This window comes from Thermogemmatispora onikobensis (assembly GCF_001748285.1).
GTDB classification, from domain to species: domain Bacteria; phylum Chloroflexota; class Ktedonobacteria; order Ktedonobacterales; family Ktedonobacteraceae; genus Thermogemmatispora; species Thermogemmatispora onikobensis.
This window is the reverse complement of sequence record NZ_BDGT01000037.1, coordinates 56,956-75,895: the sequence shown is the minus strand read 5'-3', so window position 1 is coordinate 75,895 and position 18,940 is coordinate 56,956. Positions and strand designations below refer to the sequence as shown.

Annotated in this window: 13 protein-coding genes; 3 read left to right on the top strand and 10 right to left on the bottom strand. The window is 59.1% G+C overall.

Annotation, left to right across the window (positions count from 1 at the left end; genetic code table 11):
* Positions 1–225: 225 nt before the first annotated feature.
* Positions 226–669, top strand: coding sequence for a response regulator transcription factor (locus BGC09_RS15930; RefSeq protein ID WP_069805134.1), 444 nt, complete (start codon positions 226–228; stop codon positions 667–669).
* A 317-nt stretch (positions 670–986) separates the two neighbouring features.
* Complete coding sequence (locus BGC09_RS15925; RefSeq protein WP_084658990.1) at positions 987–1,421, top strand: response regulator; 435 nt, start codon at positions 987–989, stop codon at positions 1,419–1,421.
* 379 nt (positions 1,422–1,800) lie between these two features.
* Here BGC09_RS15925 and BGC09_RS15920 read toward each other — a convergent pair whose 3' ends face one another.
* The 10 genes from BGC09_RS15920 to BGC09_RS15870 all read right to left on the bottom strand — a co-directional run bounded on the left by BGC09_RS15920 (position 1,801) and on the right by BGC09_RS15870 (position 18,138).
* Entirely contained in the window at positions 1,801–2,808 is a 1,008-nt protein-coding gene (locus BGC09_RS15920) for an ABC transporter ATP-binding protein (RefSeq protein WP_069805130.1), read from the bottom strand.
* Positions 2,809–2,833: 25 nt separating this feature from the next.
* A complete protein-coding gene (locus BGC09_RS15915) occupies positions 2,834–3,811 on the bottom strand; it encodes an ABC transporter ATP-binding protein (RefSeq protein ID WP_069805128.1) in 978 nt (325 codons plus the stop codon).
* 34 nt (positions 3,812–3,845) lie between these two features.
* A complete protein-coding gene (locus BGC09_RS15910; protein WP_218104067.1) occupies positions 3,846–4,940 on the bottom strand; it encodes an ABC transporter permease in 1,095 nt (364 codons plus the stop codon).
* A 12-nt stretch (positions 4,941–4,952) separates the two neighbouring features.
* A complete protein-coding gene (locus BGC09_RS15905; RefSeq protein WP_069805127.1) occupies positions 4,953–5,912 on the bottom strand; it encodes an ABC transporter permease in 960 nt (319 codons plus the stop codon).
* Between the two features lie 766 nt (positions 5,913–6,678).
* Positions 6,679–8,400, bottom strand: coding sequence for a peptide ABC transporter substrate-binding protein (locus tag BGC09_RS15900; RefSeq protein WP_069805125.1), 1,722 nt, complete (start codon positions 8,398–8,400; stop codon positions 6,679–6,681).
* A 545-nt stretch (positions 8,401–8,945) separates the two neighbouring features.
* Positions 8,946–10,664, bottom strand: coding sequence for a peptide ABC transporter substrate-binding protein (locus tag BGC09_RS15895; RefSeq protein WP_069805123.1), 1,719 nt, complete (start codon positions 10,662–10,664; stop codon positions 8,946–8,948).
* A gap of 539 nt (positions 10,665–11,203) precedes the next feature.
* The gene (locus BGC09_RS15890; protein WP_069805121.1) at positions 11,204–12,940 is read right to left on the bottom strand and encodes a peptide ABC transporter substrate-binding protein; all 1,737 of its coding nucleotides are present in this window, start codon (positions 12,938–12,940) and stop codon (positions 11,204–11,206) included.
* Between the two features lie 377 nt (positions 12,941–13,317).
* Positions 13,318–14,745: a hypothetical protein gene (locus tag BGC09_RS15880; RefSeq protein ID WP_069805118.1), complete on the bottom strand. Its 1,428-nt coding sequence runs from the start codon at positions 14,743–14,745 to the stop codon at positions 13,318–13,320.
* A gap of 184 nt (positions 14,746–14,929) precedes the next feature.
* A complete protein-coding gene (locus BGC09_RS15875; RefSeq protein ID WP_069805116.1) occupies positions 14,930–15,706 on the bottom strand; it encodes a hypothetical protein in 777 nt (258 codons plus the stop codon).
* Positions 15,707–15,906: 200 nt separating this feature from the next.
* Positions 15,907–18,138: a tetratricopeptide repeat protein gene (locus tag BGC09_RS15870; RefSeq protein WP_069805114.1), complete on the bottom strand. Its 2,232-nt coding sequence runs from the start codon at positions 18,136–18,138 to the stop codon at positions 15,907–15,909.
* Positions 18,139–18,360: 222 nt separating this feature from the next.
* On the opposite strand from BGC09_RS15870, the gene BGC09_RS15865 reads away from it, so the two are divergent.
* Positions 18,361–18,792: a cyclic nucleotide-binding domain-containing protein gene (locus BGC09_RS15865; protein WP_069805112.1), complete on the top strand. Its 432-nt coding sequence runs from the start codon at positions 18,361–18,363 to the stop codon at positions 18,790–18,792.
* Positions 18,793–18,940 lie beyond the last annotated feature (148 nt).

Below are 18,940 nucleotides of genomic sequence, written 5' to 3'. Positions count from 1 at the left end.
TACTGTTTGCTCCATTGTATCACACCAGGACAAGCGAGGAGAAGACGGCCAGCGGTTATACAGGCAGCAAGCAGCCTGGGCGTTTGCCTGGCTAGTACTCCCGAGGGCCTCAGTTGGCAAGGCCACGCAGGTGTGTTACAATGCAAAGGGGTGGGTCGTCTTTGCTGTTGAGGAGAGATAAAGTGCAGTGCCTGAGCAAGACGGCTTTAGACGGCGGAAAAGACGATGAAGAAAGTGCTGGTCATCGACGATAATCCTACTATTGTAGAGCTTATCAAATATGCCGTGAATCTCCAAGGCTCGTACGAAGTCATCGTCGCTTATGACGGCGTCCAGGGCCTGGAACAGGTCTATGCCCATCACCCCGATTGCGTCATCATCGATGTGAAGATGCCCCGGATGGATGGCTACCAGCTGGTACGCTGCCTGCGGGGCGATGCGCGCACCGCCGATACTCCGATGATCATCCTCAGTGCGATGACACGCGAGGAGGATCAGCTCACAGGCCTTCTCTCCGGGGTCGATGAGTATCTGACCAAGCCATTTAAACCTAGCGCCCTCAATGCGGCTATCGAGCGCGTTCTGCGCCTGACTCCCGCCGACCGCCAGCGCCGCATGGATGAATTGATGCGCAGCCAGAGCGAACAGCAGCAACAGCAACAGCGATAAGCGCGACGAGCTGGCTGCCCACGATGGGGACCGTGCGCAGGCCGCTCTCCTGTACTGGAGTATGCTGCTGCAATGGCTCTTGACCAGATGCGCAAGCAACGGCCAGGTCCGAGCCAGACCGCTTTTGACCAGGTGAGGTGGTGGCCAGGATCTTTTGTCTCATGCTTCTCTTGCTGGCAGAGGGCTATCCGCTTCTCTTCGCTGCAAGGAAGGAGGATGGCCGCGGGAGAGGCCTCTCGCTTCCCGTTTTCCTCTGTCCGTGTCGGTTGTCTTATTGGGCTGCTTGAACACTTATTTCATGTAAGTGCTGATCGACGATGCTATCTATCCGTCTCATGGCTCGTGAACCAAGGATAGCGCAATTGCCGCGGGTGCTCTTCGTTGATGACGATCCACATACCCAGGGACGCATTAAACAAGCCCTGGAGCATATGTTTACGGTCCGCTGTGCCTCTTCTTTGGAAGAAGCTCGTCGCTGCTTGCTCGAAGAGCCACCTGACCTGCTGATTTGTGAGATTGTGCTGGGCAACGAGAACGGCCTCGATCTCTGTCGCTTTGTGCGCGATCAGTCTTCATTACGCCATCTTCCTGTGATGATTCTCAGCTCGCAAATGACGGTACAGGATAAGATCGCCGGGTTCACCGCTGGTGCTGACGACTATGTGGTCAAGCCGGTCGATGCCCGCCATCTTGCTGCCCGTCTGCGTCTTCTCTTGCGCATTAAGCAGCTGGAGCTGCGTAACCAGGATTAACGAGGCGCGGGCCTGCTGCCCCGCGAGCTCGACGATCATTTCGCGAGAGGGGCAGCAGGCTTCTCCCCGGCCTTGTCCTGCTGGGGTCTGTCTTTCGACGTTGATCCTCGCCTCGCCTCACTGGCAGCTCCAGTTGTCTGGCTCTGCTGTGCTAAGAAACTGCAGGCATTCTGGCAGGCGGCTGATTGCGGAGACCTATGCCTTATAAAAAGGGGCAGCGCCGCGAGCCGACCCGCTTGCGCAGATAGGCGGCGCTACGGCGCTGCTTTTTGTCTGGATACCCTGTTGTGTTGCCCTCCCTCCCTAACCTGCTTGCTTCTGATCCTGGCCCTGGAAGACCGAGCTCGAGGTAGAGCCAAGCAAGAGGGAGCAGCGCATCTCAGCCTGGGAAGTGGCAGGCCACATAGTGATTCCGCTCCTTCTCTTCGAGGGGCGGCGTTACCTCGCGGCAGACCTGCTGTGCTTTCCAGCAACGCGGATGGAAGTTGCAGCCGGGGGGTGGATTGACCGGGCTGGGCACGTCGCCTTCCAGAATGATGCGCTTACGGCGGGCCTCGACCTCGGGGTCAGGTACAGGAATGGCCGAGAGCAGCGCCTGGGTGTAGGGATGCAGTGGCAGCTCGTAGAGCTTCTCGCTATCCGCCAGCTCAACGACCCGTCCCAGATACATCACGGCGACGCGATCGCTAATGTGCTTCACCACCGAGAGGTTGTGAGCCACGAACAGGTAAGTCAGACCGAACTCGGCCTGCAGGTCCTGGAGCAAGTTCAGCACCTGGGCCTGAATCGAGACATCGAGTGCGGAGACTGGCTCATCGGCGACGATGAAGGAGGGACGCAGCGCCAAAGCACGAGCAATGCCGATGCGCTGGCGCTGGCCGCCGCTGAACTCGTGAGGAAAGCGGTTCACGTAATACGGGTTGAGCCCCACCACCTCTAGCAAGTGAGCCACCTGCTCACGGATCTCACGAGCGTTCCCCCGTTTGAAGTTCTCTAGTGGCTCTGCGATAATCTGCCCCACCGTAAAGCGTGGATCGAGCGAGCCAAAGGGGTCCTGGAAGATCATCTGCATCTCAGCGCGCTTCTTACGCAGCTCAGAGGGTGGCAGCGTTGTCAGTTCTACCCCATTCAACTTGACGCTGCCACCGGTTGGCTTGATGAGCTGCAGAATAGCTCGCCCTGTCGTTGACTTGCCGCAGCCACTCTCGCCTACCAGGCCAAGCGTCTCGCCGCGGCGAATCGTCAGATTGACACCATCAACGGCCTTCACGTGAGCGATTGTGCGATTGAAGAGGCCGCCTTTAATCGGAAAGTGGACCTTCAGGCCCTTGACCTCGACCAGCGTTGTCCCGGTGGCTGTCGAGGTTGCCATCTGCTGTTGTACCATAGTATCCTTCTCCCTCTCTCCCTGGCTAGCTTGGATAGAAGCAAGCCGCAAGCTGTTCACCGCGGCCTACCGGTTTCAACTCTGGCCGTTCTTGCCGGCAGCGAGGCTGGACCCGCGGGCAGCGCTGCGCATAGGGGCAGCCAATAATCTCGCGTGAGAGGTCAGGGGGCTGCCCGGGGATGGGAGTCAGACGTGTTCCACGCTTCTCGTCCAGGCGAGGGATCGATTGCAGGAGTCCAACGGTATAGGGGTGGGCTGGCGTCTGGAAGATTTGCCGCACTGGGGCCGACTCCACAATATGGCCAGCGTACATCACAATCACGTGCTCGCAGCTGCCAGCCACCACGCCGAGATCGTGAGTGATCAGCATCAGGGCCGTGCCGAACTCCTTGGCCAGGCCCTTCATCAGTTCGAGAATCTGGGCCTGAATGGTCACGTCGAGGGCTGTGGTTGGCTCATCGGCGATCAACAGCTGTGGGTTGCAGGCCAGAGCGATCGCGATCATAACGCGCTGGCGCATGCCGCCACTGAACTCGTGGGGGTAGCTTTTGGCCCGGCGACGGGCATCGGGAATGCGGACCAGATCCAGCATCTCGATGGCTCGTTGCCAGGCCTGATCGTTCGAGATGCCCTTGCGGTGGCGCTTAACTGTCTCGGCGATCTGATAGCCGATGGTGAAGACGGGGTTGAGCGAGGTCATCGGGTCCTGGAAGATCATCGAGATCTTGCTGCCGCGCAGCTCCGTCATCTCGTCGTTGTTCTTCTCCAGGATATTCTCGCCGTTGAAGAGAATCTCACCCCCGACGATCTTGCCTGGCGGCGAAGCGACCAGGCGGATAATTGAGAGTGCGGTCACGCTCTTGCCGCAGCCGCTTTCGCCGACCACTCCCAGGGCTTCGCCAGGCCGCATGGTGAAGGAGACATCGTCTACGGCCTTGACAACGCCGCTGCGAGTAAAGAAGTAGGTTTTGAGATTATTCACTTCCAGCAGGTTTTCTGGCATGGGTGTGTGCTCCGCTCTTGCATGGTTCGCTTGCTTAGTCTTTGGTGCGAGGATCGAAGGCATCGCGCAGGCCGTCGCCGAGGAAGGAGAAGGCCAGCACCAGGATGGCCAGCGTCATTGAAGGGACCAGCACCTCCCAGGGGTGCGTATCCACTGCGTTACTGGCCTCGGAGATCATCAGGCCAAGGCTCGAACCTGGTTGCTGAACGCCGAGGCCCAGCAGGCTGATGCTCGCCTCACCGATAATGGTGTTGGAGATATCGAGGGTCGCGGCCACCACAACGATGCTGAACAGGTTGGGGATGATGTGGCGCCAGATGATTTTGAAGTTGCTACTACCGGCAGTACGGGCCGCTTCGATGAACTGCTGTTCCTTAATCTGAAGCGTTTGGCCACGCACGAGACGAGCCATCAGGGGCCAGGAGACCAGGGCCAGGGCTGCCGAGACCAGAAGCAGACGGGCGTTTCCGTTGGGGCCGATGATGGGGACGTTGCTCAGGGTAGTATCGGCCCATGTGCCGAAAATGCCGGTGAGCAGGATGATGAAGAGCAGCCCCGGGAAGGCGAAGATGATGTCCGTTAAGCGGGCCAGCACTTGATCGATCCAGCCTCCAAAGTAACCGGCCAGGACGCCAACCAGGATGCCCATCGTGATGTCGATGACCTCCACCAGGACCGCCACGCTGATAGAGACAAGCAGCCCCTGCATCAGGCGTGCCAGAATATCGCGTCCCAGATCGTCGGTCCCCAGCCAATATTGAGCCGATGGCAGCTCATCCTGGTGGCTCAGCTCCTGGTGATAGAAGGTGCGGTAGACCGTCGCAGGAATTGGCCCGTTGTCGGGGCTATCGTATATACCTCCCAGGTGCTGGTAGACAAAAGGCCCGACTAGCGATAGCAGCACCAAAAAGATGATCATGCCCAGGCTGACCATCGCGCGCGTATCACGACGCAGGCGGCGCAGCGACTCGCGCAGTGGTGAGACCGGCTTGCGCTCTTTCGGCCCTTCGACCTCTGGCATCACGCCCGGCGTCTCGACCAGGAGTTCCGGCTCTGCAGGCACCATCAGGTTCGTGTCCGGGGCGATCAGGGGGGAGGCTGGTTGAATCTCTCGGTCGCGCATATCCATTGTCTACGCCTCCTATTCGAGCTTAATGCGGGGGTCGACTAGTGTGTAGGCGATATCCGCCAGCAAGTTGCCCAACACGACCCCGAAGGCCAATAGTACGGTAGTCGCCTGGATGACCGGGTAGTCACGATCAAGCACAGACGAGACAGTGATGGTGCCGATGCCGGGGATGTTAAAGATATTTTCGATGAGAAAGGCCCCTGTAATGGTGAAGCCCAGCGTGACGCCTGTCACGGTGATCAGTGGGATAAGCGCGTTGCGCAGCGCATGCCGATAGACTACCACACGTTCAGATAGCCCCTTTGCGCGAGCTGTACGGATGTAATCCTGGCGCATCACTTCCAGCATACTGGTACGAGTGATACGCGCAAAGTAAGCGGCACCGGCCAGCCCGAAGACGAGCACTGGCGCAAGCTTAAACTGAATATCGGTCCAGGTGTAGTGCCAGGGTTCGCCCCAGTTTGCCACTGGCCAACCCGCTCCCGTTTCCTGATCGATGAAGACGATCAGCACCTGAACCAGGACGCAGAAGACAAAGATGGGCATTGCATAGAGCACCAGCATGATGCCCATGTTCAAAGTGTCCACCCAGGTATTGGCTTTGAGTGCGGAGATGATCCCCACGGGAACCCCGATCAGCAGATAGACTACCAGGGCCCACAGAGCCAGCTCCATAGAAACAGGGACGCCGTCTTTGAGAATGTCCCAGACCGGTCGCCCCTGTGTCTTGAACGAGTAGCCAAAATCGAAATGGGCTAGGTGGACGAGAAAGTTCCAGTACTGCTCATACCAAGGCAAGTCCAGTCCGTAGGCATGCCTCAACTGGGCGTAGAGCAGGGGGGAAAAGTGCTCACCCAGCATGGTGCGGATTGGATCGCCCGGGGCAAAGTAGCCCATGATGAAGGTGATGAAAGTGACTCCGATCACCACGAAGACTAAGCCTATGAGGCGCTTGATCAGAAACTGTATCATGCTAAGCCCCTTACTGTCCTGTCAGCGCTCGCTTAACGAGAAGGAGGCTTCTTCTATGCTCTCTTCTCCCCAGATCCCACTTATCCCTCTTTGCACCCTGCCTCTTGCCTCCTTCGTGGACAAGTGTACCCATGTCACGTTCCGCTAGAGGTGGAAGATCTATGAAGTGGCACCCTCTCATAGATAAATCTGGACTGTAGCGGACAACAGACGTTACATGACGGATCTTGTCCCATATTTTAAGGAGCGCTATCAGGCTTGTCAAGCTAGAGGTTATGCTTCTGCCACCATGTTATTACGCTCGCCTGCCTGCGTTGCTCACATGCGCGTAGAGCAGTTTCCCACCGTCAACTCGCTCCCTGTCTGGACTGATGACCTTCCGTTGGTGCATGCTGGCCTGTGGCGACGGGCTGGCGGTGATTCTTTGGCTGCTGGGTCAAGCTGGGAAACGGGTTAGTGAAGAAGGGAAAGCGGCCAGGCGAACAGACAGGGGTTATTATAAGGAGCAGCCAGAGCAAGGTCAAGCTGGTGGGGAAAGCAATAAGAGAAAAGGGGGAAGAGCCTGGGAAGAGGAGCACTCTGGCTCCTACTCCGCCAGGCTCTGGCGATCAAGGATTGGACTCTCTGGGAGCCGCTGGACCCAGCCGACGAGCCGGTTGGCTGGGACTTGAGGCTGGGTGACCAATCCTTGCGAGCTGCCTTGTGGTACCAGCGCTACTGGGACTGGGGCGGGCTTAAGCCGATGGTTAGCCCTGATCGGACGCGGCTAGTGTTGGGTGATATAGATCTGGGACCAGTAGTCGGGTGGAATCAGCTGCTGAGGATTGTAGAAGAAGCCGTGGACATAGGTCTTGACCACGTAGGGGGCCTGGACCTGTTCCATTGGCAGCCAGGCCACGTCATTGATGAGCTGCTGCTCCGCCTGGTTGTAAGCCTGGTAGCGAGCTGGGCCGTTGGGCATGGCGTCGGCCTGTTCCAGCAGCTTCTGGGTGGCCTGTTGCTGAGAAGCGTCGGGGCTGTGGTTCTGCCCGTAGTTCATGTTGTTGTTCGGTACCCCGGCATCGAATTGCAGCGTGAGCCAGTCCTGCGGATCGGGGTAGTCTGCAATCCAGGCGATCCCCCAGAATTGCAGGCCATGCGGATTGTTGGTCGCGGCAACGATGTCGTCTAGCAGCTTGTTGAAGTCCTCGGCGTGTGTTTTGACTGTGATCCCGAGGACCCTCTGCCACATCTGGGTCAGGGCTGCAACCTCTCGATCGCTATCGGCGGAGCCGCTTGGGTAGGTCAGAGTGATCGGTGGAAGCTGGGAGATGCTGGTCAGCCCTTCATCCTTGAGGCCGGCCTGCAAGTACTGCATGGCTTGTGCAGGGTTCCCCGCGGTGCTGGTCGTGCCATCTGGCCCTTTGAGGTTCGAGTTGTAGCCTGGCATACCTTTAGGCACGATATGGTTGGTGGGAATATAGATGTCCTTCCAGACAGCATGGACGATTTCGTCCTTGTTGATGGCCAGAGCAAAGGCCCGCCGGATGTTGATGCTGTCGAAGGGCTTGACCAGATAGTTCATGGCATAGTAGTTGATCCACAGCTGCGGGGCCAGGTGGAAGTCGTTTCCTTTCCGCGCCTGATCAACGTAGGAACTAGGCACGCTCGCGATATCAACCTGACCGGCGCGGTAGGCCTGATAGGCGGTATCAATCTTCTGATAGAAGGGGAAGACCACCTTCTGCAGCTGTGGCTTGGGGCCGTAGTAGTAGGGGTTAGGGACAAAGACGATCTGCTTGCTGTGCTGGTAAGACTGAACCTTGAAGGGGCCGGCGCCGCCGCCTTCGTCAAGGTGGTCCGTCCAGCTCTTGCCGTATGTGTCGATCAGCTTCTTTTCCACTACGTAGGAACAGGAGTAGGTGAGCGCATCCAGGAAGTAAGCGGCCTTCTTTTTGATAGTGATGACCACAGTATTGGGGTCAGGGGTCTGAACGCTATCATTAATGATGGTCTTTATCTTCCCCTTTTGCAGCAGGTCAGCGTCCTTGATCAGAGCCAGGTAAATAGGGGCCGTGGTCGAGTGCTCTGCCGGCTGCAAAGCCCGGTCGATGCTGTAGGCGACGTCAGCAGAGGTGAGGGGGGTACCATCGCTGAACCTCAGATTAGGCTTTAGATGGAAGGTCCAGGTCAGCCCGTCCGCTGAGGTCTCCCACGAAGACGCCAGCTGTGGCTGGATGGCCAGATTGTTGTCAAGCTGAACCAGGCCAGTGAAGACCATATCAATGGCCTGGATCGAATAGAGATCGGTGGAGAGGCCGGGGTCGAAGGTGGCGATATCGGTGACCCCTGCCTCTGGATAAATGAGGACTTGCTTACTGGCTGGGGCTTTCTGCGCTGAAGTCGTTTGGGTCCCACCGCCGCAGGCGGCCAGCAGGAAGACAACGAGACAGAAGAGGGTGAGAGCTAGACCCACTGGGTAGGTTCTCTTGCGCAGTGCAGCAGACATGGATCGTGCTCCTAACCAATAAGGTGAACGCTCGCCAGGGCAGCAGAGCCTGAGTGAGCCAGGCTTGCTGATGGCTGCTTTGCCAACGTTCCAGTTCCCTCCATGTCCCTTTTCCGGGCGGGGACTGCAGAGGGAGTGCTAACCGATCCAAAAAGCAGGATACGTGCGGTGTTGCTGGAGAAACACGGCACGCGAAGAGAACAGTCCCTTACTCAGGGCCGTCCTGGTATTGGTTGCGCTGGCACCCCTGATCAGCTGAATCACCGTGGGAATAGGTGAGTTTCGACCCTGTTCAGGTTCAAGACATTATTACGTACGTCTTCTTAGCAGCTGATCTCTCAGGTTTGTCGCCGAGGCAAGGATGGAAGGCGGAAGGCCAGCACCAGGCGCCGGGCAGCAGACGGCAGAGAAGCTGGAGGTGGGGTCTGACGAAAGCAAGCGCAGCCAGAGCGCTGCAGCGACTGTCTATGATCTGATCGGCGGCTGCTGGCGCTCACTGGCTGCGCTTCTTTGGTGAGGCCGTGGGTGGGTAGGTGGGCCTTACCTTAATGGACGCTGATATAGATTTGAGACCAGGCGTCGGGAGGTACCTGCAGCTGAGCGTTGAGCACGAAGCCCTGCACATAGGGCTTCAGGACATAGGCGCTGCGCACCTGGGTGATGGGCAGCCAGGCAACGTCGTTGATAAGCTGCTGCTCGGCGTTCTGGTAAGCCTGCAGGCGTGCATTGGAGTCCGGCAAGGTATCGGCAACCTCTAACAATTTCTGGGTGGCCTGTTGCTGCAGGCGATCGGACGCATTGTTCTGGCCGTAGTTCACCTGATTATAGGGAGAATCGGCATCGAACTGGAGCGTTGTCCAGTCCTGGGGGTCTGGGTAGTCGGCCACCCAACCGATGGCCCACATTTGCAGGCCGTGGGGATTGCCGGTGGTGTTGGAAAGTTCATCCAGCATCTTATTGAAATCGATGGCCTCGCCCCTGACAGTGACTCCCAGCACGTTCTGCCACATCTGAATGGCTGCCGCGATCTCATTCGCCTGGTCTTGATTGCCCGAGGGATAGGTGATTGTGATTGGCGGAAGCTGGGAGGCGCTGGTGAGGCCCTCGTCCTGCAGGCCCTTCTGGAAATATTGGCTTGCCAACTGCGGATTCCCGCGGGTGTTGACAGTGTTATCCGGGCCGCGCAGGTTCGGATTGTAGCCAGGCATCCCCAGGGGAATAATATGGTTGGTCGGGATCGGGACATCTTTCCAGATGGCGTGTGCCAGTTCGTCCTTGTTCAGGGCGAGGGCGAAGGCGCGCCGCATATTGATGCTGTCGAAGGGTTTGACCAGGTAGTTCATCCCATAGTATCTGATCCACAGCTGCGGAATCAGGTGGAATTCTGGCTGATTGCGGACACGGGGAACCTGCTGGCTGGGTACAATCGCAAAGTCAACCTGACCTGCTTGATAGGCCTTATAGGCGGTGTCGGTCTCTCGATAGAAAGGAAAGATTACTTGCTGCAGTTGGGGCTTGGGACCGTAGTATTGGGGGTTGGGAACGAAGACGATGCGCTTGTTGTGTGTGTATTCCTTGACTTTAAAGGGGCCAGCCCCACCGCCTTCCTGGAGGTGATCGGTCCACTTCGTGCCGTACTTATCGATGAGCTTCTTCTCCACCACATAGGAGCAAGGATAAGTCAAGGCATTGAGGAAATAGGTGGCCTTCTGGCGTGCGAGAATGACGACCGTCTGGGGGTCAGGCGTGAGCACGCTATCTCCAATGATCGTGCGAATCTGCCCCTTGACGAGGCGATCGGCATCCTTGATAAGGCCCAAATAGGTTGGGGCTGTGGACGAGTGTTGAGCTGGCTGCAGGGCGCGATCCAGACTGTAGGCGACATCGATTGAGGTCAGTGGCGTACCGTCGCTGAACTTCAGGTTGGGTTTCAGATGGAAGGTCCAGGTCAGGCCATTGGGCGAGACCGTCCATGAGCTGGCCAGCTGAGGACGAACGACCAGGTCCTTGTCTAGTGACACCAGGCCCGTGAAGACCATCTGGATCGCCGTCGTCGATGGTACATCGAAGGTCAACGCGGGATCAAAGGTTGACAGATCTTGAATCCCACGCTCCGGCTCAACGAAGACCTGCTGCCTAAGAGGGGCTTTGCGAGTGGAGGTTGTATTGCCGGAGTTCCCTCCTCCGCAGGCGCCCAGCAGGATGACCAGAAGAGAAAGCAGCGCTACGAGGCCTGCTGTGCTCACACGTTGCTGGGTAGACATAAGGAGCTTCTCCATCGCTGCTGAAAGCAAGCTGCCATGTTGTTGGCTTGGCTAGAGATCACTGCTTGTTGATGTGGATAGTTCTACCACCAGCCGGACCGTAGATAGTCCCCTGACGTCGCCCGACCCCGCGATGCTCTCTGTGTGGGCGCCTAGCTGGCTAGCTGGCTGGCTGACTCGCTCGCTGTAGCTTTGGGCGGTGACGGCGTCAGGACCCAACGAAAGCACCGCGCTGCTGGCGTAGAGCTTGCTCTGGGCTGGCGGATCGTTGGGATGGCAAGCGGCGTCCGAAGTCTGGCACCACCGTCGCTGTTATCATACGGAACCCCTTTGCCGGGAGCAAGCAAAGAAGCAGTGAGTAGGAAAGGAGGACCACCTCAGAAGGAATAAGGAAAGGGGCAACGCTGGCGGGGCAGGTCTATGTATGCCTGCCCCCTTCAGAGAGGAGCCTCTCCGAAAGCCTGCTTTGCCCCTGATCTCTTGTCGCGTTGTTCTGCGCTCCTCTCGCTAGCGGGAGGAGGACCCAGCCCTGTTAGCTATCAGGACTGGCTTTCGACAACGTAGATATTTGCCCAGTCATCGGGCGGCACTACATTCATGCCGTTATCCTTGAAGCCAACGATCAGCGGATTGCGCAGAAAAACCGCATTCACCTGTTCCAATGGCAGCCAGGCAACATCGTTGACAAGCTGCTGTTCCGCCTCCTGGTAAAGACGCAGGCGGGTTGCCGTATCCAGCGTGTTATCGGCCTCCTGTAGCTTCTTTTGGACCAGCTGCTGCGTTGCTGCGTCGTTGCTGACGTTCTGGCCATAGTTCATATTATTGTTGGGAACCCCCTGACCGAACTGAGCCGAGAGCCAGTCCTGCGGATCGGGGTACTCGGCGACCCAGGCCAGGCCCCACATCTGGAGGCCACTGGAGTTGTTCGTGGCTGCCGTCACGCGGCTTAGCAGCGTATTATAGTCGACGGGATCAGCTGTAACGGTTGCACCCAGATTCTGGCGCCACATCTCGATCAGCGCCTTGGCCTCTTGATCCAGGCTGTTCAGCCCTGTCGCATAGGTGAGCTTGATAGGCGGCAAACTTGACAGATGCTCTTCCTGCAAGCCCTGAGCCAGCAGCTGGCGAGCCTTCGCTGCATTGCCAGTCAGATTTTGAGTGCCGTCGGGGCCGGTCAACCTGGCGTTATAGCCAGGCATACCCTGGGGCACAATATGGTTTGTGGGCAGCACCGTACCTTTCCAAACCTGCTCGGCAATAGTCACCTTATTAATCGCCAGGGCGAAAGCCTGACGGATATGGATGTTATCGAAAGGCTTCACAAGATAGTTCATTGTATAGTAGTTAATCCATAGCTGAGGGACCTGGTGGAAGTCCGCGCGCTTCTTGTCGCTGGCATAGCTGGCCAGAGGAACGCTGGTCAGGTCTACCTGGCCGCCCTGGTAGGCACGATAAGCGTCGCTAGCCTGGCGATAGAAGGAAAAGACGATGCGGCCCAGCTGGGGCTTAGCGCCGTAGTAGTGTGCATTAGGAACAAAATCGATTTCCTGGCCGTGGGCATAACGAGCCACTTTGAAAGGGCCGGCCCCCCCACCTTCCGTCAGATGGTCGCTGAAGCTCCCATGATATTTTTCGACCAGGCTCCGCTCAACCACGAAAGCGCAGGGGTTCGTGAGCATGGCCAGAAAATAGGGGGCTTTTTGGCGCGTGATCAGGACGACCGTTTGCTTATCTCGTACCAGGATACTATCGTTAAGCAATGTTGAGATGGTGCCGGCTAAGAGCTTATCAGCATCGCGCAAGAGCGCCAGGTAAAGGGGAGCAGTTGTCGAGCGCGTTGACGGTTGCAGCGCGCGATCAAGGCTGTAAGCCACATCTTGAGCAGTCAGTGGTGTCCCGTCGCTAAACTTCAAGTTCGGCTTCAGGTGGAAGGTCCAGCTCAGGCCATCGCTAGAGACGCTCCAAGAGCTGGCGAGCTGGGGACGGACCTGAAGCTGGTCATCAAGCTGAACCAGGCCAGTAAAGACCAGCTCGACGGCGCGGATCGCCGAGGGATCTGTGACTAAGGCTGGATCGAGCGTAGTGTAGTCGGCAAGACCAATCTGCGGCTCGCGATAAATCTGCTTGCTGGCCGGGGCTTTCACGAGATGGGGCTGGCGGCTGCCAATCTGGCAGGAGGCCAGCGTGAGCAGGACAGCCAGCAGAGAGACGACCGCGGCCAGGCTTCGCTGAAGATGCCTGGTCCTCTTCTTCTGTCGATCGATCTGACTCATCATTGTAGTTTTGCTCCTGCAAAATCCTCGCACCGAAGGCTACCCAAGTAAAGAACGCGGAACGGTGGGAGAAGCATCGCCGGGCGTTAGCTCGTCTGCCATAATGGCTGCCGCTGTCTCTTCTTTCCAGGAGAGAGAGGCAAAAGGGGGAGTGTTGGGAGTATGCAGTGCAGTATGCACTGCAAGCAGAGGCAAAAAGCCGAGACCCAGAGGGGTACTGCTCGGCTCACCCTCATCTGCCTCCATCTGTCTGCCCCATCTGCCATGCCAGCCGTGCAGATACCACCGTTGGTGTCCCGGCTTCTCGCTTCGCAGATCCTGCACCTGTCTCCGGCGGGAGCCGGTGCGATCCCATCTGCTCTATGGCTCCCGTCTCTCCCCTAGAGCGCTGAGGCCAGCGTATTGCGTGGAGCCAGGGCTGAGGCCCGCAGCGCAGCGCGCAGGAAGACGCTCAGGTCGGTCTCCGTCAGATCGCGAGGCCAACCCATGAATTCCTCGCCTGCTGCCTGCACAATTTGCAAGGTGTGGCCTTGATCAGCGCCTGCATCCGCCTGGGCAGCGACCAGGCCAATCGTGGCGAAGAGCGGCTTGGGCTCGTAGCCAAGATGAAGGTAACGGCGAGCAGCCAGATAGGCCCCTTCAAGATCGCGGGCCTCCAGCTCGCCCTGGAGCGTTTCCAGCAAAGCAGGAGCCAGCAAGCCGCCGCCCACGTGGATGTGATGAGGGCTCTGATGGATCTGGCCACTGGCTAACCCCAGGTGCTTACGCAGCTCATTGACAAAGACCGCCGCAGTAAAGAGCAGAGGAGTCACCTCGATATCCTGGACCTGAGCAAAGGCCAGGCGCACGGCGGCGGCGTACAGAAGACCGTGGGCCGCCTGAATGAAGGCCGTCCGATCCTCATCGCCAATCTGGTTCAGGATATCGGCGGCAGCGAGAGCAATGACCGAGCCAACTGCGCGCGGCGAGGCCTCGCCCTGAATCAGTGCCTCGTGGATGGCCTGGCAAACCTGGATCGGCCCGGCATCGCTCAGCAGCAGCGCGCGTAGAGGAAGAGCCCGCTCATTCTTGGGCGCCGAGATGCGCCGACGGATTATCTCGAAGTCCCCTTGACGCTGGGCAATGAAGTCACGCACCGCCCCGATCCAGGCCGGTTCCTCGCCGTGGACAGGCAGGCGAGGAGCGAGCCAATGAATAATATTGGGGACCCGATCCCCCCACTCCACTGGATCGAGCAACTGATAGCCACGCACTGCAAACATCAGCGGATGACCGGCCTGGTGGAAGGTCATAGCCAGTCCCTCATAGGTGCGAGCCTGCAGCGTGCGATAGTCGGCGCCAGTGGCGTAGAGACCGAAGAGGAGACGCTCAGCCAGCTCGGCCTGGTTCTGATAAATGGCCTCGCGCATCAACGCACCGACACTCTTCCCTTCGGGTAACTCACTGGGATAGTAGGGCCGTGGATAGTTCGGCTGCTTGCTGCGCCCCTCGCGCACGGCTGTGCTGGCCGCGCAGAGAGCCTGGACCAGCAGTGGCAGGGGACGCAAACGATTCTCCAGGCTCTCGCCTACCAGATGATCGTAAGCGTGGAGCCAGCGGCTCAGGACGCTGGCGGCTGTCAGCGTCAGGATCGCGTGCCCTTCGGAATCGCCATGAGCGGCGATCATCCCGACGCGCCCGATCAACACATCGATATCTGCCTTGCCGTGAACCAACTCCCGGGTCAGGCTGGCCAGACGCGGCGCATCAGCCGCTGCCGCGGCCTCGACCAGCTCCGAGAGATCAACCCTCATGCCGACTGATGCCATAAAATATCTCCATTATCTTTACGTATTTTCTTCTGATCTTGTAATCAAGCGAAAAGTGCAGGAAAGAGGGAGGCGAAGCCACAGAGGGAGGAGACGGATCAGCAGCTGACCGTTGGCTCTGCGGCGCTGGGGGCACTGGCTCACAGGCTGGAAACGCCTGGGGCGGAAGAGAGATAAGCGCACGTCAAGCGGATTGTTGCAGCTCGCGGATCGCCTGTTCGATGCGTGGGATGTCCGCGTATTCCTCATCGAGAAGCTTATAGGCCCGTTCCAGGTACAGCTCGGCGATGCGAGCGGAGTGCTTGCCTGTATCGCAGGCTGCTGTGATCAGGGCATTTCCTTTATACTTCTCGGGAAGGAGGCGGACGATGCGCTGCATCTTCTGCCGTGTCTCCTGCAGGAGATGCGAGTCATTGCCTTCGAGGGCGTAGCGAGCGACCCCGACCAGTTTTCCCAGCTCCGCCAGGCGCTGGCGGTCAGTCATTGTTTGAAAGAGCAGCTCCTCGGGGTCCAGGTCATCCAGGGCCGGCAGCTCGTCTTGGGCGGAGGAGCGGCTGGCGACCGGCTCAAAAGAGGTGCTGTAGTTCAGATAGAGCTGACCGTACTCCTGGCAGGCCTGTGCTGCCAGCTGCATCTTTGCCGCTTCGTCACGCGGATGAATAGCCCCCAGTTCGCAGAGGTCATCATCACGATAGCGAGCCAGAACCTGCAGATAATCGAGGCCTTTTCCCTCTTCCAGCTCCTCCAGCATGGGGGGGATCGGCATCACCTGCACATTAGGCTCATCCATTGGCAGGTGGGCGGCCAGGATCGAGGGCAGGTATCTGGCGAGTGACAGCGGGAGAGGCGGCACCACACAGTAGGTATAGAAGATGCGCCGCTCGTCCTCGCTGCTGCGGGCGAAAAAGATCGCATGTCCCTTGGGTGCCTGGGGGTCACCACGCAAGAAGCGCAAATCCATAGTCTCCTCCCGTTGCTCGTGGCCTGTTCGACTCTTGTCTTGCTAGCTAGATAATACGGTGTTTGGAGCCGACTGGCAAGGTATCAAGTCTGGCCTCCCATCTGTTTCCAGTTTTTGGCCAGCTCCTGGCTGGTTCAACCTGACCTGGCCTGGCCTGGCGGTCGAGAGGTCAGTCTGCCTTGCCAGTCGTCGGGCCTCTCCTATGAGGCCAACCCCTTTCGTAGCTGGCGGAGGCGTTTCAGCAGATCCTTATTCGCCCCGATAGCCTCCTCGCTCAAGTGCTCTCCCCCAGTAGGAATGCTCTCTTCATAGGCTTTCAGCTGCTCCAGCAGCTCATGTGAACCGGCCAGGCGCACATAGGCATCCAACAATGTCCGGGCCTGCTGTTCCCGATTACGGCGCACCTCGGTAATTGCCGCCTGAGCGTAGAGCGCGGCATACTGGCGCATGAATGGGGGCGTCCACTGCTCAGGACTGGGCAGCGTCTGGCGTACCTGCTCCACGAGAGCGATCGCCTGCTGCAGCTCATCTGCCGCCTCATCGAGCCGCCCCTGGGTCAGCAGCACGCCGGCGCGCTCATAGCGAGCATCCGACTCGCCCAGGGGCTGACCCTGTTGCTGATAGAGCCGTAGAGCGGCCTCAAAGTTGGCCCAGGCCTCATCAAGCTGTTCACTATTGCGGCGAGCCAGGCCCAGAGCCAGCAGGGTTTCGGCCTGACCGGTGAGATCCTCATTCTGCTCGAAGCGAGTCAGAGCGGCCTCGCAGCGTTCGATTGCCTCTGACCAGCGCTGCTGACCGATCAAGACCTGAGCGCTTCCCAGGGTAGCGGCTGCCGTGCCGACGGGATTTTCCAGCTGCTGGAACTGCCGTTCGGCCTCCGTGTAAGTCAGCGAAGCGGCTTCCAGCTCGCTGCGAGCCAGATAGGCACGAGCCAGGGCCAGCAGGGCCTCGGCGGCCAGCAGCGGCTCCTGGAGCATCTCGGCCCGCTGACGCGCCTCGCTGAAACGGCCCTCGGCGCGTGCAGGCTCGCCCAGCGTCAGATACCACTCTCCCTCAGCCAGGGCCAGCAGTGGGGCAAGGCGCGCATGCTGAGCAGAGCCTGACTCCAGGTGAGGGCGGACCTGATTGAGCTGCTCCCAGGCGGTCTTGAGCGAGCCGCCGGCGATAGCCAGCCGCGCCTGGCGCAGGGTAGCTGCTGCCAGACCATAGGAGCGGAACGGCTCGGCCAACTGGGTGGCCCGTATGGCGGCTTCCTGATAGACTTCATGAGCGCGGGTTGTCTGGCCACGCTGGCGATAGATATCGCCAAGGCCCAGCAGCGCCTGATTTGGCAGGAGAGCGTTTGTGGACAGGTGGGCCTGCTCGTGGGCCGCAGTGAAGGTTTCCACGGCTCGCTCCAGCTGGCCGCGCCGCCGCAGGATCTCGGCCAGGCAGAGCTGAGCCTCTGCTGTGCCGGGGCGGCGGGCAAGCGCCTGATACGTGCGCAAGGCGCGCTGCACCTGCGACGTGGCATAAGCCAGCTGTCCGCGGCGGAGATTAATCTCGCCCAACAAGCGCAGAGCCTGGGCCAGCCCCAGCGCGTTGCGCTTATCCTCGTAGACCTGCTGAGCGCGCTGCGCGCTGGCCAGCGCCTGTTCGAGCTGGTTATTGGCCAGAGCCACCGCGGCCAGTCCGAGGTTCCCATCGGCCTGCCCCAGCTCATACTCTAACTCCAGCGAGCGCCGGATGACCTCGCCGAAGAGATCGGCGGCCTCAGCAAGCCGCCATTGTTCCAGACAGAGCTGGGCGAGGCCACTCAAAGCATCGACAGCGCCGTAGTAGTCTCGTTGAGCCTCATAGACGGCCAGTGCCTGTCTATAGGCTTCCTCAGCCGCAGCAAACTGCTGCTCAAGGCGGCGAGTATCGCCGTAACTGCGGCGGGCGTCAGCCTCTGTGATGACCTCGCCGGCCTCCTGAAAAGCAGTGAGGGCCTGCTGGTAATAGGCGGCAGCCTCTGCGATATGGCCCCGTTGCAGCTCCAGGTGGCCCAAAGCGAGCCAGACATTGCCCTGTCCCCTGACCGAGCGCTGCTGCTGATAGAGCGCGCCAGCCTCCTCGTAAGCCTGCTGAGCCAGGTCGAGATGGGCCCGCTGCCGCTCCAAATGTCCCAGAGCCATCGTGGCGCCGGCCTCGCTCTGCGGTTGCTCAGCTTGACGGTAGTAATTGCGTGCACGCGAGTAGCTGATGATAGCACTATCAATCAGATTATTTTGTTGCTGCACCTCAGCGAGTAGCATGCGGCTATCGCCGGCATGGCGGTAATCGCCGGCCAGGCGGAAGCGCACCTCGGCATCGCTGAAAGCTTCGGCGGCCTTATCGAGTTTCCCTTCATTGAGGGCGTCGACTCCCTCGCGGAGTCGCTGATGGGCCACTGAGATATCTTGCGTTGTCATGGCTCTCTGCTCTCTCTAGCCAGTGGCTCGGGCCTTGATTATTCTTGTCTGTTCTGTGTGTGTCGATCAGTCGTCCCACTTATTGTAGTGCGTCGCAGTCAGAAAGTCAAAAAGGAGACAAGGCTGAGCCGCTGTGATACAATACAGCCGGGCCAAAACGATGGAAGCGTGGCAGGTGTCTGCTCGGGTAGCGAGCCGATTTTGCACGAGGAGTCATTTGCAATGTATGAAGATCTACTAAGAAAGGTGAGCTTGTTTTCGAGCTTGAGCGACAAAGAACTCAAAAAAATTGCTACAAGCGCTCAAGAGCGGCACTACAGCCCCGGCACAGCGCTGTTTCATCAGGGCGATACGGGAACTGGTCTGTACATTATCACCGCAGGGCGAGTACGCATTGTCCAGGCCACTGATCCTGATCGGGCGGAGGAAGTGATCGGGACAGCCGGGCCGGGGGAAGTGCTGGGAGAGATGGCCCTGCTGGATGATCTTCCTCGCTCGGCCAGTGTCATTGCCGAGGAAGAGACCAGGGCTGTCATTCTACCGATCTGGGAGTTTCGCACTGTCCTGCGGCAGCAACCGGAGCTTGCCCTCAAGTTGCTGGGTGTCCTCAGCCGTCGCCTGAGAAAAGCGGAGGGGCGTCTCGCGGAGCATTAGAGGGGCCGGGAGCGGGGGGCGAGGGACCGGCGAAGGCTGGAGCTGGGGCAGAAAACAAGGGGAGGTGACGGGGTTGGTGACCAGCGCAAGGCCAGAAAGGATGAGGCACGCAAAGATGATCAGCCCCATGTCAAGAGGAGATCAATGT

Bases quoted from the DNA above. Each gene is read 5' to 3' on its own strand.
- BGC09_RS15875 (WP_069805116.1), bottom strand. From the start codon at position 15,706: ATGGATTTGCGCTTCTTGCGTGGTGACCCCCAGGCACCCAAGGGACAT.
- BGC09_RS15925 (WP_084658990.1), top strand. From the start codon at position 987: ATGCTATCTATCCGTCTCATGGCTCGTGAACCAAGGATAGCGCAATTG.
- BGC09_RS15905 (WP_069805127.1), bottom strand. From the start codon at position 5,912: ATGATACAGTTTCTGATCAAGCGCCTCATAGGCTTAGTCTTCGTGGTG.
- BGC09_RS15870 (WP_069805114.1), bottom strand. From the start codon at position 18,138: ATGACAACGCAAGATATCTCAGTGGCCCATCAGCGACTCCGCGAGGGA.
- BGC09_RS15890 (WP_069805121.1), bottom strand. From the start codon at position 12,940: ATGATGAGTCAGATCGATCGACAGAAGAAGAGGACCAGGCATCTTCAG.
- BGC09_RS15880 (WP_069805118.1), bottom strand. From the start codon at position 14,745: ATGGCATCAGTCGGCATGAGGGTTGATCTCTCGGAGCTGGTCGAGGCC.
- BGC09_RS15915 (WP_069805128.1), bottom strand. From the start codon at position 3,811: ATGCCAGAAAACCTGCTGGAAGTGAATAATCTCAAAACCTACTTCTTT.
- BGC09_RS15900 (WP_069805125.1), bottom strand. From the start codon at position 8,400: ATGTCTGCTGCACTGCGCAAGAGAACCTACCCAGTGGGTCTAGCTCTC.
- BGC09_RS15920 (WP_069805130.1), bottom strand. From the start codon at position 2,808: ATGGTACAACAGCAGATGGCAACCTCGACAGCCACCGGGACAACGCTG.
- BGC09_RS15930 (WP_069805134.1), top strand. From the start codon at position 226: ATGAAGAAAGTGCTGGTCATCGACGATAATCCTACTATTGTAGAGCTT.
- BGC09_RS15910 (WP_218104067.1), bottom strand. From the start codon at position 4,940: ATGGATATGCGCGACCGAGAGATTCAACCAGCCTCCCCCCTGATCGCC.
- BGC09_RS15865 (WP_069805112.1), top strand. From the start codon at position 18,361: ATGTATGAAGATCTACTAAGAAAGGTGAGCTTGTTTTCGAGCTTGAGC.
- BGC09_RS15895 (WP_069805123.1), bottom strand. From the start codon at position 10,664: ATGTCTACCCAGCAACGTGTGAGCACAGCAGGCCTCGTAGCGCTGCTT.